At 64.6% G+C, this 12602-nt stretch carries 12 protein-coding genes; 6 read left to right on the top strand and 6 right to left on the bottom strand.

Features of this window, described 5'->3' with window-relative positions:
• Positions 1–67: 67 nt before the first annotated feature.
• A complete protein-coding gene (locus NH8B_RS12875; RefSeq protein WP_008953565.1) occupies positions 68–655 on the bottom strand; it encodes a phage tail protein in 588 nt (195 codons plus the stop codon).
• A gap of 340 nt (positions 656–995) precedes the next feature.
• Here NH8B_RS12875 and NH8B_RS12870 point away from each other — a divergent pair, with 340 nt between their 5' ends.
• The 3 genes from NH8B_RS12870 (at position 996) to NH8B_RS12860 (ending at position 4958) form a co-directional block, all read left to right on the top strand.
• On the top strand, positions 996–2651 hold the full coding sequence (locus NH8B_RS12870) for a hypothetical protein (protein ID WP_014087687.1): 1656 nt from the start codon (positions 996–998) through the stop codon (positions 2649–2651).
• A gap of 209 nt (positions 2652–2860) precedes the next feature.
• Positions 2861–4069, top strand: a complete 1209-nt coding sequence (locus tag NH8B_RS12865) for an amino acid aminotransferase (RefSeq protein WP_014087686.1) — start codon at positions 2861–2863, stop codon at positions 4067–4069.
• Between the two features lie 154 nt (positions 4070–4223).
• Entirely contained in the window at positions 4224–4958 is a 735-nt protein-coding gene (locus NH8B_RS12860; protein ID WP_014087685.1) for a pseudouridine synthase, read from the top strand.
• A gap of 81 nt (positions 4959–5039) precedes the next feature.
• On the opposite strand, the gene NH8B_RS12855 is transcribed toward NH8B_RS12860, so the two are convergent.
• Positions 5040–6164, bottom strand: a complete 1125-nt coding sequence (locus NH8B_RS12855; RefSeq protein ID WP_014087684.1) for a PQQ-dependent sugar dehydrogenase — start codon at positions 6162–6164, stop codon at positions 5040–5042.
• A 209-nt stretch (positions 6165–6373) separates the two neighbouring features.
• Between NH8B_RS12855 and NH8B_RS12850 the strand changes: the two genes are divergently transcribed.
• Positions 6374–6679, top strand: a complete 306-nt coding sequence (locus tag NH8B_RS12850) for a hypothetical protein (RefSeq protein WP_014087683.1) — start codon at positions 6374–6376, stop codon at positions 6677–6679.
• A gap of 73 nt (positions 6680–6752) precedes the next feature.
• On the opposite strand, the gene NH8B_RS12845 is transcribed toward NH8B_RS12850, so the two are convergent.
• Positions 6753–7160: a YMGG-like glycine zipper-containing protein gene (locus NH8B_RS12845; RefSeq protein WP_014087682.1), complete on the bottom strand. Its 408-nt coding sequence runs from the start codon at positions 7158–7160 to the stop codon at positions 6753–6755.
• Between the two features lie 521 nt (positions 7161–7681).
• Between NH8B_RS12845 and NH8B_RS12840 the strand changes: the two genes are divergently transcribed.
• The gene (locus tag NH8B_RS12840) at positions 7682–8116 is read left to right on the top strand and encodes a YkgJ family cysteine cluster protein (protein ID WP_232503567.1); all 435 of its coding nucleotides are present in this window, start codon (positions 7682–7684) and stop codon (positions 8114–8116) included.
• A gap of 87 nt (positions 8117–8203) precedes the next feature.
• Here NH8B_RS12840 and NH8B_RS12835 read toward each other — a convergent pair whose 3' ends face one another.
• The 3 genes from NH8B_RS12835 to NH8B_RS12825 form a co-directional block, all read right to left on the bottom strand.
• Positions 8204–8560 (bottom strand): DUF2249 domain-containing protein, encoded by a 357-nt coding sequence (locus NH8B_RS12835; RefSeq protein ID WP_014087680.1) that lies wholly within the window; start codon positions 8558–8560, stop codon positions 8204–8206.
• A gap of 145 nt (positions 8561–8705) precedes the next feature.
• Positions 8706–10022, bottom strand: a complete 1317-nt coding sequence (locus NH8B_RS12830) for a DEAD/DEAH box helicase (RefSeq protein WP_014087679.1) — start codon at positions 10020–10022, stop codon at positions 8706–8708.
• 403 nt (positions 10023–10425) lie between these two features.
• Complete coding sequence (locus NH8B_RS12825) at positions 10426–11298, bottom strand: NAD(P)-dependent oxidoreductase (protein ID WP_014087678.1); 873 nt, start codon at positions 11296–11298, stop codon at positions 10426–10428.
• A 232-nt stretch (positions 11299–11530) separates the two neighbouring features.
• On the opposite strand from NH8B_RS12825, the gene NH8B_RS12820 reads away from it, so the two are divergent.
• Positions 11531–12562, top strand: a complete 1032-nt coding sequence (locus NH8B_RS12820; protein ID WP_014087677.1) for an EAL domain-containing protein — start codon at positions 11531–11533, stop codon at positions 12560–12562.
• Positions 12563–12602: the final 40 nt, after the last annotated feature.

Below are 12602 nucleotides of genomic sequence, written 5' to 3'. Positions count from 1 at the left end.
TTTCAGTTCAAAACAGCGGGCATGGCGCGTGCTGCCTTCTGCCCGCTGTTGGCGTGTTGTCGTGGGTTCAGGGACGGACCGGATAGAGTCCGTTGATAGCAATACAGAAATTGAGCGCGAGGAAGGGGTTGAGCACGCTCACCGGTGAGTTGCCGCCGGTAAGGTCGGTGTTACCTGTCGCGGAAAGCCCCTGAACGCTGACGGGATTGTTCAGGGCGGAGGACCAGATATTTGCCAGACCCGTACCGCCGCCGGAGGCACCCAAGTAGGGGTTGGAGGCACTAGGCGTACTGGCCGGGGTGGCTGGCGTCGGTGTGCCGGCGGCGTGGAAGGTCACGGCCATCGAGGTGGCGGTGTGGGAGTGCGCAGGCAGATTGGCGACGCTCAGCGCGACATTCTGGGTGCCGCCGAACTGGCCAGGATTATAGGCGGGCAGGTTGTAGGTTGGCTGGGCGGGTCCGGTGCCGATGGGCATGCGGCCAGTCAGGTTGGGTAGCTTGAAATTTTGCGAAGCAGTGCCGCCGTAGAGGGTGCCAAGCAAGGAGTACAGTGCTTCATATTGCGAGACCTGATAGGTTTGGCCTTGGCATAGCGCCCAATCTTGGGGGGCGTAGTTGAAGCCGAAGACCGTGATCGTGCCCATGTATGCATCCATGCTTTTCCTCCTGTAGATTGCCTTGGCGGCGGCTGCCACCAAAGTGAGCTTGCAGTACAATCGAATTGTTTATGCTGTATGGTTATCGTAAGTATAAATTGATGCAATATAAATTTATGCATTTGTTGTATTTGTTGGACTTTTAAACGGAGCTAATGGCATCTGCGCGCGGCGGTATTGCATGGCGCTTGTCTTGCGGCAGGAAGCTGTTCCCTGGCGCGCTATGAAAACCAGGCCGGCTTGTGTTAGGTTTTATCGATTCGACATGTCACCCGCTGATCTTTGTCAGGGAGTGCGATGTCGCTGTCTGTGACGACGATACCCCGCACTGGAACTCGCGATGCCAGAAGCCCATTCCCCCACCGAAAAACGGGTACGCCATTTCCGCCAGATTCTGGTGTGGCCGCTGCAACTGATGCCGATCCACGCCGGCAGCCAGATCCAGAAGCACTGGGAGCTGCTGCAGCAAAGCGGCGCCGACAACCCCTGGCACGAGATCGACGACGTTTTCCCCGACGATCCGGCGCGGTTTCATGCCCAGCAGTACCACGAGTTCATCACCTTTCTGCCGCATGTTCAGCGCTTTCTGTACGGTGAGAGCCGCACCGCGCGCCAGAGCCGCGTCGCTGGTGCCTCGCCGATGCGGGTGTTCCGTCGCCGTGACATCGCCGCGGTGCGGCTTGTGCCGGAGCCGGGTAGCGCACCGTTGACGTTGCAGGTGGCGCGGGTCGATCTGCATTTTTTCTTCGATATCGATGTGGTGCAACTGGTGGTCGAGGTGGCCGGCGACGACCTGACGTTGTTCCAGGCTCAGGACACGTTGTACCGGTTCGGCCGGGCTTATCCGGCCGGCTGGGACGAATCAGGGCAGGGTATGCACTGTCTGCACCGCGTAGAGTGGCTGGGGGCGGATGGCGGCACGCTGGCGGCGTCCGACTTCGAGAAGCGCGACAAGTACCTGTCCTTCGTCGGCCGCCATCGGGCGCCGTGCATCGCGGCGCATTGGGATTTCCTGCTGCGGCCGCTGGTGCTGGACCACGCCGACGAACCCGGCCTGATCCGTTACCGCCAGCTCGAGTATTACCGCATGCCGGTGATCGCCTACCTGGCGCTGGACGATCCTCGCGCCTTGTCGCGCAGCGACTTCATCCGCCTGGGGTTGCTCACCGCGGCCAGTGAGCAGTCGGGCTTGCCGTACGCCGACCGGCACGTTGCCGACTTCGAGCAGCGCTATTGCTACGACCGTTATTGGGGGGACCGGGTGGACGGTCCGCCGACGCGGTTTTTGTGCTGTGGCCATGCCCTGGTGATGGTCGGCGATGCGGCCTCGCCGGTGTTTACCGGCGTGGAGACCGGGCTGTTGGCGCAGTTCCGGCACCAGTATTTCCTGCTGTTTCTGATCGCGCATTTCCAGAAGGCGAGCCTGCTGATGTTTTCGGACCGGCTGGTCGAGGCGCTCAACCGGCTCGACATCCATCACGCGGAATCGGTCAAGGAATTCAAGCGGGTGATCCGCCAGCTGTTCGAGATTTTCCTGCGCTTTACCCACCGCTACTGGTTCCACGAGCTGTCGGACCTGGCGCAGTCGCGAGCCTTGTTCCGCATGTGCACCGATCATCTCGGCACCGCCGCCTTGTTCGACGAGGTGCGCGACGAGATCCGCGAGATGAGCGAATACCTCGACAGCGACAGTCTGCGCCGTCAGGCCAATACCGTGGTGCGGCTGACCATCGTTACCACCTTCGGCCTGATCGGTTCGATCACCACCGGTTTTCTCGGCATGAACCTGCTGGCCGCAGCGGACAGTCCGTTCCCGCTCAGGGTGTGGTATTTCCTGCTGACGCTGATTCCGACCACCTGGCTGACACTCTATACCGTGGTGAAATCGAAACGCCTGTCGGACTTCCTCGAGGCGCTGTCGGACGAACGCCTGCCGCGCCGGGCAAAGCTGGGAGCGCTGATCGCGGTCTGGCGTCACAAAAAGGCGGCGGGGTGAGCCGTGAGCGTGGTGAGCCTGGCGCCGTGTCCTTGCCAGGAGCCATTTTCTGACGTTTGCCGTCGCGATTTGCCTGCCCGACGGCGTTCTATCGCGGCGGCGGCGTGGTAAACTCTGTGGGATTTCGTTTTTATCCCCCGCAGCGTCGACCGGCCTCCTGCACAGACCCGGTGACGTTGCCGCAATCGGCAATACTCATGGAGCCCCTGATGACCACTTCGATCTTCGCCGCCGTGGAAATGGCGCCGCGCGACCCCATTCTCGGCCTGAACGAAGCCTTCAACGCTGACACCCGTGCCACCAAGGTAAACCTGGGCGTGGGCGTTTACTACGACGACAACGGCAAGATTCCGCTTCTGGCCGCCGTCAAGGCCGCCGAGAAGGCCCGCCTGGAAGCCATGCCGCCGCGCGGCTACCAGCCGATCGAAGGTCCGGCCGCTTACGCCCAGGCCGTGCAGAACCTGCTGTTCGGCGCCGGCAGCGAGCTGGCCGAGAGCGGCCGCGTGGTGACCGCCGAAGCGCTGGGCGGTACCGGTGCCCTGAAGATCGGTGCCGACTTCTTGAAGCGTCTGAACGCGTCGTCCAAGGTCTACATCAGCGACCCGAGCTGGGAAAACCACCGTGCGCTGTTCGAGTCCGCCGGTTTCGTGGTGGAAAACTACCCGTACTACGACGCGGCCACCCGTGGCGTGAACTTCGCCGCGATGAAGGAGTTCCTGCTGGGTCTGGACGCGGGCTCCGTGATCGTGCTGCACGCCTGCTGCCACAACCCGACCGGCGCCGACATGAGCGACGCGCAGTGGGCGGAGGTAGTGGAAGCCTGCCGTGCCCGCGGCCTGGTGCCGTTCCTCGACATGGCCTACCAGGGTTTTGCCGACGGTATCGACGCCGACGCCGTGGCGGTACGCCTGTTCTCGGCTTCCGGCCTGCAGTTCTTCGTGTCGAGCTCGTTCTCCAAGAGCTTCTCGCTGTACGGCGAGCGCGTCGGCGCGCTGTCGATCGTGACCGCGTCCAAGGAAGAAGCCGGCCGCGTGATGTCCCAGCTCAAGCGCGTGATCCGCACCAACTACTCCAACCCGCCGATCCATGGCGGCGCCATCGTGGCGGCCGTGCTGTCGAGCCCGGAACTGCGTCAGCAGTGGGAAGACGAACTGGCCGGCATGCGTGACCGCATCCGCGCCATGCGCTCGAGCCTGGTCGAGAAGCTGCAGGCCAAGGGCGTGGCCCAGGATTTCTCGTTCGTGATCAAGCAGCGCGGCATGTTCTCCTACACCGGTCTGACCGTTGAGCAGGTCGAGCGTCTGAAGAACGAGTTCGGCATCTACGCCGTGTCCACCGGCCGTATCTGCCTGGCTGCGCTCAACAGCAAGAACATCGACTACGTGGCCGATGCCATCGCGGCGGTGGTCAAGGGCTGATTTGGTCAGTCGCCGTTTCAGAGAAGCCCGGCCGGAGCGATCCCGCCGGGTTTTTTTGTGGCCGGCCTCAAGGTTGGCCGAAGATTCGCCGCGCGCGCCGCGCCAAAAAGCGCGATAATCGCGCTCCTTTCCATCCAACCACGAAGCCCCTGCCATGAGCGATACCGTCCGCCTGTCCAAACGCATGACCGAACTGGGCCTGTGCTCGCGCCGCGAGGCCGACGAATTCATCGAGATGGGGCTGGTCAAGGTCGACGGCGTGGTGGTGAACGTATTGGGCAGCCGGGTGCGCCCGGAGCAGACCATCGAGCTGACGCGCCAGGCGATGGCGCTGCAGGCCGAGCGCGTCACCTTCCTGCTCAACAAGCCGGTGGGCTACGGCTCCGGTCCGTCGGAGGCCGGCGAGCGCCCGGCGTGGCAGTTGATCAAGCCGGAGACCCGTTCGCCCAGGGACCGTTCCGGCTATACCTTCCTGAAGAAACATCTCAATTACCTGGCGCCGGCGGGCAAGCTCGACGTCGATTCGTCCGGCCTCTTGGTGCTGACCCAGGATGGCCGCATTGCGCGAGCGCTGATGGCCAAGGCAGCCGACTTCGAACAGGAGTTCCTGGTGTGGGTCGAGGGTGAGGTCAGCGATGCCATGCTCGAGCAGCTGCGCCATGGCCTGGGCCTGGACGGCGAAGCGCTCAAGCCGGTCAGGGTCAGCCGCCAGAGCGATAGCCAGCTGCGCTTCGTGTTGCGTGATCCGGTGCGGCGCCAGATCCGCCGCATGGCCGAGCTGGTCGGCCTGCGCGTGACGGCGGTGAGGCGCATCCGCATCGGCCGCATCGCGCTGGGCGATCTGGAGCAGGGGCAGTGGCGCTACCTCACCGAGCACGAACGGTTCTGACGCACACCGCTCGGGGCTGCGGGTCGTGGCGAGCCGCTACCCGGCGTTGCCGTCCAGTCCGATCATGGCATGGCCGGCGACTCAGCGCGTAGGCGCCGGGCTGATCCGCACCAGCTGGCCGTCGTCCTCGTCGGTGAGCAGGTAGACCAGGCCGTCCGGGCCGACGCGCACGTCGCGGATGCGCCCCAGCACGCCCTTCAGCATGCGCTCTTCTGCTACCACCTTGTCGCCGTCCAGTTTCAGCCGCACCAGCATCTCCCCCTTCAAAGCGCCGATCAACAGGTCGCCCTGCCAGCGCGCGAACGGTTTCCCCTGGTAGAACGCCATGCCGGACGGGGCGATCGACGGCACCCATACCTTCTGCGGCTGTTCCATGCCGGCTTTGTGCGTGCCTTCGCCGATCGGCAGGCCCAGGCCGTAGGTCTTGCCGTAGGTGATTACCGGCCAGCCGTAGTTGGCGCCGGCGCGGATCACGTTGACCTCGTCGCCGCCCTGCGGGCCGTGCTCGTGGGTCCAGATGGCGCCGCTACGCGGGTTGAGCGCCATGCCTTGCTGATTGCGGTGGCCGAGGGTGAATTTTTCCGGCTTCCAGCCGGGATGACCGACCCAGGGATTGTCGGGCGGCACGCTGCCATCGTCATTGAGGCGAATGACCGAGCCGGCGTGATCGTTGTGGCGTTGGGCGCGGGCGTCCTCGCCGCGGTCGCCCAGTGACAGGTAGAGTTTGCCGGCGCGATCAAACAGCAGCCGGCCGCCGTAATGGTGGTCGGAATCGGAACGCGGCAGTTGGCGGAAGATCACTTGGAGGTCGCGTAGCGCGTGGCCGTCGAGTTGGGCGCGGGCGATCTCGGTGCTGCTGGCTTCGGGCGTACCGCCGGCGTAGCTGAGGTAGATCAGGTGGTTGTCCGCGAAGCGCGGGTGCGGCAGCACGTCGAACAGCCCGCCCTGGCCGATGGCCACCACTGGCGGCACGCCCTCCACCGGCTGCGGGTCGAGCCGGCCTTGGGCATCGAGCAGGCGCAGGCGACCGGCGCGCTCGGTGAGCAGCATTCGTCCGTCGGGCAGAAAGGCCAGCGACCAGGGGTGGTTCAGCCCGCGCGCCAGTTGGGTCAACTGCAAGGGATAAAGCTGGCTGGGATAGGGGGTGGCCGAAGCGAGGCTGACGAGGCCCAGCAGCAGTGCGGCGAGGATGGAGCGCAGAGGCATGGCGGATTCTCCTGAGGAGGGCAGGCCGAACGGGCGGCGCCGCTCCTTGTCATTGATTATGATGGAGAAAGACGGCCTTGCCAGGTGCTGCGTCGGCCAATGTCGGGGGCCTGGCCATGCCCCCATCGTTGCCTGAGCGGGGATGCGGGGCAGTTGCTTTCCCTTCAAACGCGAGTCCCCGGTTGGGCCGCCGGGGCAGGAGAAAAATCATGAAGATGCTGATGATGGCGCATATTCCCCACGAACCGTTCAACCAGTTGGTGCGGGAGGGGCGGGCCGCCGAGATCATTGCGCAGATCGTGGACGAACTGAAACCCGAGGCGATCTACTTCACCGAACAGAACGGTCTGCGTACCGTCGTTGCGGTGATCAACGTCAACGAGTCGAGCGAGATTCCGCGCTATGCCGAACCGTTCTTCCTGCAGTTCGAGGCAGATTGCGAATTCCGTTTTGCGATGACGCCGGCCGATCTCAACCGCGCCGGCCTGGAGCTGTTGGGCAAGCGCTGGGGGTGATAGGGTACCCTAGGCAGCAAAAAGGCGGCGCCGCAGGGCACCGCCTTGTTCTTGGGGGGGCGTCAGTCAGTGATCAGTCGTCCCAGCCGCGGCGTTCCCAGCCGCGATGCTTCCAGCCGTGATGCCGCCATTCCGGGCGGCCTGCCCAGTACGGGCCCGGGCCGTAATCCACGTAGCGCTCGCGTTCGATGATGACCGGGCGCGGGCGGACGTAGACCGGTTCCTCGACCACCACCTGACGCGGCGGGGCATAAACCACGGGTGCCGGCTCGTAGTAGTAGGGGCGCTGGCTGATGGCGACCCCGGTCGCGGCACCCAAGGCACCGCCGACGATGGCTCCGTCACGCCCGCCGATGGACGAGCCGATGACGGCGCCGGCTGCACCACCGAGCGCACCACCCAAGACGGCGTCGGAATGTGCCTGGGCGGCGGTGGCCGCGAGCCCCAGCGACAGTACGGCAATCCATTTCTTCAGCAGCATGATCGTTCTCCCGTGTGTTGATGAGCCTAGTGTAGGCACTCCCCGGAGGCCGTGGGGCGGCAAACTGTTAGCAAATGTTTAGTACCGGAGGATGGTGACGCGGGAGGGGTGAGGGGCCGGCTTCGGGGTCGTGCCGCTCATGGCGCCGGGACATGGCAAGTCCTTGTCCTGAAAGGATTATGCCGTATCGTGGCGAGGGGAAAGGGCACTGTCGGACGGATACGAAGAGGGGGCAAAGTGTTAACGGCGCTTCATAAATTATCCGGTGGCCACTGTGTCGGCGGGGCTACATTGCCGTGGCTGAGGCGAGCGGTGGCGTGCTCGCCTCTGGCGATGCGGATCGGCGGGCGTCCCGGCCTGCGGTGTCGGTTTGAAGGGCGATAGCGGCAGCGCACGGTTGGCGACGGAGGAGGGGACTCGGCATCGAAGCCGCGAACCAGGCCGACACCACTGTAACGGCCACCATGCCGTGCCGACCGGGGCGTCGGGACGATGGGTGCCTTCAGGGGCTCTGCTTGACGGTGTTCTGGCGTTGCGGAAAAATCCTGTCCTCCCACATTGCGGGCCGTTTCAGCGGCGGCAAGGTGCCGCCTGGTGCGTTTTGTTTTTCTTTTGCCATCATGAGCGAAAAGAGCAATCCGTGTCTGCGTTGCGGCGCCTGTTGCGCCGCCTTCCGCGCCTCGTTCTACTGGGCCGAAGCCGATGACGGCGGCGGTCCGGTCCCGCTGCCTCTCACCGAAAAAATCAACGATTTTCGCCGTTGCATGCGCGGCACCTGGTCCGATTCACCGCGTTGTGTGGCCTTGCCGGGCGAGGTTGGTCGCGAGGTCGGCTGCGCTATCTACCCGCAGCGCTCGTCGACCTGCCGTGAGTTCGAGGCCTATACCGAGGCGTGCAACAGGGCGCGGAGGAAGTACGGGCTGGCCGAACTGCCGGTACTCGTCGCGGCCGCCTGAGCTTTGCTCGGCGTCCGTGACGCAGGGCACAAAAAAACGCCGGCCCCGCACAAGCGGGACCGGCGTCATGGTGTGTCGGTGCTGGGCTTAGTGGCCGGAGCAGCCGCAGCCACCGCCGCCGCCGCCGCAACCGCCGCCCTGGGCCGGCGCTTCACTTACGGCTTGCTGCTGGCCGTCGGCCGCCTGCTCACCCAACTGCACCTTGAAATCGATAACGATGTTGCCTGGCTCGCGGGCGACGTAGCTGAAGGTCAGCTGGTGGCCGTAGCGCTGACGCAATTGGTCCAGCAGCGGCAGCGGATCGTGATCGTTGATGAAGCGCATGGTGTCGCCGTCGTACAGCGATTCGATGGCGCCGAAAATGGCGGCATGACGGAAACGCTTGGCTACGCCGCGCGCGTCGAAAGGGAAGACGTTGTTGTCGAGTACCGGCAATTCGCTCATGGTTGGGGTCCTGTCATGTGGGTGAACAGTTGGCAGGATGCCCGTAGCAAGGCGACGCATCCTTGAGCGAAGATAAGAAAAGTGCGAGCCGGAACGACAGGCAAGAAAAATGGCGACCGAGGTCGCCATTTTTCATTGCTGCCGCTTAGTCGGCGGCGCGAGTGGTGCGGTTGCCGTAGCCGCCGCCGCTGCCACCTTGGCGCGGACCACGGTTACCGTAGCCACCGCTGCCACCCGGCTTGCGGTTGTTACCGCCGTAGCCGCCGCCACGACGCTCACCCGGCTTGCCGCTGCCGGCGCGGCGCGGGCCACCCTTCGGCGGGCGACGGGTCGGTTCCATGCCTTCGATCACGCCTTCGGTGATCTGGCGCTTCAGGTACTGCTCGATGCGGCGCACCTTGTGGAATTCCTTGGACTCGGCCAGGGTGATCGCCACGCCGTCACGACCGGCACGACCGGTACGACCGATACGGTGCACGTAGTCTTCGGCCTGCTTCGGCAGGTCGTAGTTGACCACGTGGGTGATGGTCGGCACGTCGATGCCGCGCGCAGCAACATCGGTGGCCACCAGGATGCGCACGCGGCCGCGACGCAGGTCGTTCAGGGTGCGGTTACGCCAGTTCTGCGGCATGTCGCCGTGCAGGCAGGCGGCAGCGTAGCCCTGGTCCGACAGCTTGTCGGCCAGCTCTTCGGAACCGATCTTGGTGGCGGTGAAGATCACCGCCTGGTCGAAGCCGGCTTCCTTCAGGATGTGGTCGAGCAGACGCTCTTTGTGACGGTTGTCGTCGGCGTACAGCAGGTGTTCTTCGATGTTGCCGCCGGTTTCTTCGCGGGCGATTTCGATACGCTGCGGGTCGCGGGTCAGCTTCTGTGCCAGCTTGCCGACGGTGCCGTCCAGCGTGGCCGAGAACAGCACGGTCTGGCGGCTGTCCGGGGTGGCCTTGACGATGGTTTCGATGTCTTCGATGAAGCCCATGTCGAGCATGCGGTCGGCTTCGTCCAGGATCAGCATTTCCAGGCGCGAGAAATCGATACGGCCGGAACGCATGTGGTCCATCAGGCGGCCCGGGGTGGCAACCATGATGTCAACCGGGCGCGCCATGGCGCGGATCTGGTAGCCGAAGGAGGCGCCGCCGACCAGGCACACGGTACGCAGCCAGCGCAGTTGGCTGCCGTATTCGGTGGCGTTCTTTTCAACCTGCTGGGCCAGTTCGCGGGTCGGGGTCAGCACCAGGATGCGCGGGCCCTGGCCCGAGCCGGTGGAGCGTTCGGTCAGCTTCTGCAGCGAGGGCAGCAGGAAAGCGGCGGTTTTGCCGCTACCGGTCTGCGCCGAAACCAGCAGATCGTGGCCAGCCAGCGCGGCCGGGATCGAGGCGGCCTGAACCGGAGTCGGGGTGGTGTAGCCGGCAGCGTCGAGAGCGGAGGTAATAGCGGGGGCGAGGCCCAGATCAGCAAAATGCATGATGTCCTTTCAGTGCCGGCATGTCCGGCGTCACTTGGCCTGGTATAGGCGGGATGCGGTGACCATCTTCAAAATCGGGTCACCCGACTCATCGGCACTAACCAAGCAAGCGGCGAACAGCGGTCCGGAAAAGGAGCATTCCGTGGTCGAAGCCTAAAATAGCGGTCAGGGACGATGAAACTCTGTTTGAGCGGGGCAAAGGCGTGAACTGCTAACTGCAGGGGGAGAACAACGAAGAAGCCCGGCTGAAACTTCAAGAGGCCGGATAGTACGGGAAAAAAAGCCGCCTGGCAAGTTATTCCGCCAAACAGCCTTTCTAAGTGATTGATTTGCGTGTGTCTTGTCACGGGCGTCCGGAAAATTTCACTCCGCCGCCCACGTGGCAGGCAGCCACGGTGCCGTATCAGGGCTCCCGGTACAGTTGCACCACAGTGCTCAGGTCGGCCTGAGCGTGGCCCTGTCCGGCGTGCAAGCGCATCAGCTGGTCGGCCAGCGCCGCCAGGGGCGAGCTCGCGCCGGCCTCGCGTGCCAGCTTGACCGCGTTGTCGAGGTCCTTGAGCAGCGTCGCCACCTTCCATTGCACCGGCTCGAAGCGCTGGCTGGCCATGCGCGGCGCCAGTATCTGCAGCGGCAGCGAATCGGCAAAGCCGCCCGCCAGCGCCGGCGCCAGCAGTGCAGCGTCGACGCCGGATTTTTCTGCCAGCGATACCGCCTCGGCAATCAGCAGCGCGTTGGCGGCGACGATCAGCTGGTTGCATACCTTGGTGACTTGGCCGGCACCGACCGGGCCCATGTGGGTCAGGCGCTGACACAGTGCCACCGCCAGCGGGCGCAGGCGGGCGATGTCGTCTTCCTGCCCGCCCGCCATGATCACCAGTTGGCCGCTTTCCGCCCCGCGCACCCCGCCCGACACCGGTGCATCGACCCAGTGCATGCCGCACTGCGCCTCCAGTCGCGCCGCCATCTCGCGCGTGGCGGCCGGCTCGATGCTGGAAAAATCGACCAGCAGCTGATCCGGGCGGCCGTGCGCGGCGAGGCCGTCCGCGCCGAACACCACCGCTTCGACGGCCGGCGTATCCGACACGCAGCTCATCAGCAGGGTGCAGTTACGAGCCAGTTCGGCCAGGCTGGTGGCGATGTGGGCGCCGTGTCCGGCCAGGGCCTGGCTTTTCTCCGGGCTGCGGTTCCAGACGGTGACGTGATGCCCGGCGGCCAGCAGCCGCCTGACCATGGGCTGACCCATCAGACCCAGGCCGATAAATCCGATCCGTTCCATGCGCTATTCCTGTTGCTGGTGGCGTGTCCATGGTAGCGGGGCCGGGGGCCGGCTGTCATCGGGCGCATGCCGTGGCGGGCGGAACAACCGGGCGGAACGGATAAAACCAGCTTGGGCTTTATCTACGATGAATGTGACATTATCCTGAGAGCTCGCCATCCACAGCGGGGTGGCGGTAGCGCACACGACGCTGGACGAGCAGGATGAAATCAGTCATGGGGCGAGAGGCGGAATGCGCAAGTTGAAAATGGTGTGGGGCCGGGCGCTGTTGGGGGCTCCCGCGTGGGCCGTCTATGTCTCGGCCATGGTGCTGTGCGTCCTCGTCGGGGTGCTGCTGGTGACGCTGGCGTCGCGGCTGACGCTGGCCATGGGCGGGTTGCTGGCGCCGCTGTTGATGGCGTTGCTGGCGGGGGGCGCTCTGGGCTGGGCCATCAACAGCACCAAGGACAGCCGTAATTCCAATAACTGGGAGATCGCCCAAGGGCTGCGCAAGCGCGAGTTTTTCGTCCACTACCAGCCCATCGTCACGGCCCAGTCCGGTCATTGCATCGGTGTCGAGGTGCTGGCGCGCTGGCGCCATCCGGTGCAGGGCTTCATCCCCTCGCAGCTGTTCATTCCGGCGGCGGAGGAGGCCGGACTGATCGTGGCGCTGACCCGCTACCTGCTGCGCTGCGTCGGCCACGAGCTGGGACAGATGATGCTGCCGGCGGGGTTCGTGGTCGGCGTCAATATTTCCGCCAGCCACCTGACCACGCGCGACATCATCGAGGACTGCCGGTTGCTGCTGTCGGTGTTGAAGGACAAGCACATCCAGCTGGTGCTGGAAGTGTCCGAGCGGGTCACGCTGGAAGAGCACGAAGAGAGCCTCAAGGTGGTGCGCGAGCTCAAGGCAATGGGGGTCCAGCTAGCGCTCGACGACTTCGGTGCCGGCCACGCCGACCGTCACTACCTGCAAACCTGGGGTTTCGACTACCTCAAGGTGGAAAAGGGCTATGTCTCGGCCATCGGCAAGGAGGGCTTCCGCGGCAACATCCTCGACGACATCCTGGTCAATGCGACCCAGCTCGGTCTCAAGGTGATGATCAAGGGCGTGGAAACCCAGGGGCAGCAGAGCTACCTCAACGCCAAGGGCTTCCAGTTCCTGCAGGGCTTCTTCTTCGGGCGGCCGATGACGTTGAATCATTTCCGCCGCTGGCTCTACGCCGAAGTGGCGTCCGAGACCGAGTCGCCGCGTCCGGCGGTGCCACGGGTGGAAGGCACCTGAGCGCGTTTCAGGCTTTGAACGGCAAAACCAAGGTCGGCTA

Origin of the sequence: Pseudogulbenkiania sp. NH8B (assembly GCF_000283535.1) — a bacterium.
Taxonomy (GTDB): Bacteria; Pseudomonadota; Gammaproteobacteria; order Burkholderiales; family Chromobacteriaceae; genus Pseudogulbenkiania; species Pseudogulbenkiania ferrooxidans.
The sequence above is the reverse complement of the archived record's forward strand: the minus strand, read 5'-3'. Positions and strand labels throughout refer to the sequence as shown.

What these genes read in the sequence shown, in the direction of transcription:
- NH8B_RS12825 (WP_014087678.1), bottom strand. Translation starts at nt 11,298, where the DNA reads ATGGAACGGATCGGATTTATCGGCCTGGGTCTGATGGGTCAGCCCATG.
- NH8B_RS12820 (WP_014087677.1), top strand. Translation starts at nt 11,531, where the DNA reads ATGCGCAAGTTGAAAATGGTGTGGGGCCGGGCGCTGTTGGGGGCTCCC.
- NH8B_RS12860 (WP_014087685.1), top strand. Translation starts at nt 4,224, where the DNA reads ATGAGCGATACCGTCCGCCTGTCCAAACGCATGACCGAACTGGGCCTG.
- NH8B_RS12875 (WP_008953565.1), bottom strand. Translation starts at nt 655, where the DNA reads ATGGATGCATACATGGGCACGATCACGGTCTTCGGCTTCAACTACGCC.
- NH8B_RS12830 (WP_014087679.1), bottom strand. Translation starts at nt 10,022, where the DNA reads ATGCATTTTGCTGATCTGGGCCTCGCCCCCGCTATTACCTCCGCTCTC.
- NH8B_RS12870 (WP_014087687.1), top strand. Translation starts at nt 996, where the DNA reads ATGCCAGAAGCCCATTCCCCCACCGAAAAACGGGTACGCCATTTCCGC.
- NH8B_RS12835 (WP_014087680.1), bottom strand. Translation starts at nt 8,560, where the DNA reads ATGAGCGAATTGCCGGTACTCGACAACAACGTCTTCCCTTTCGACGCG.
- NH8B_RS12845 (WP_014087682.1), bottom strand. Translation starts at nt 7,160, where the DNA reads ATGCTGCTGAAGAAATGGATTGCCGTACTGTCGCTGGGGCTCGCGGCC.
- NH8B_RS12865 (WP_014087686.1), top strand. Translation starts at nt 2,861, where the DNA reads ATGACCACTTCGATCTTCGCCGCCGTGGAAATGGCGCCGCGCGACCCC.
- NH8B_RS12855 (WP_014087684.1), bottom strand. Translation starts at nt 6,164, where the DNA reads ATGCCTCTGCGCTCCATCCTCGCCGCACTGCTGCTGGGCCTCGTCAGC.
- NH8B_RS12850 (WP_014087683.1), top strand. Translation starts at nt 6,374, where the DNA reads ATGAAGATGCTGATGATGGCGCATATTCCCCACGAACCGTTCAACCAG.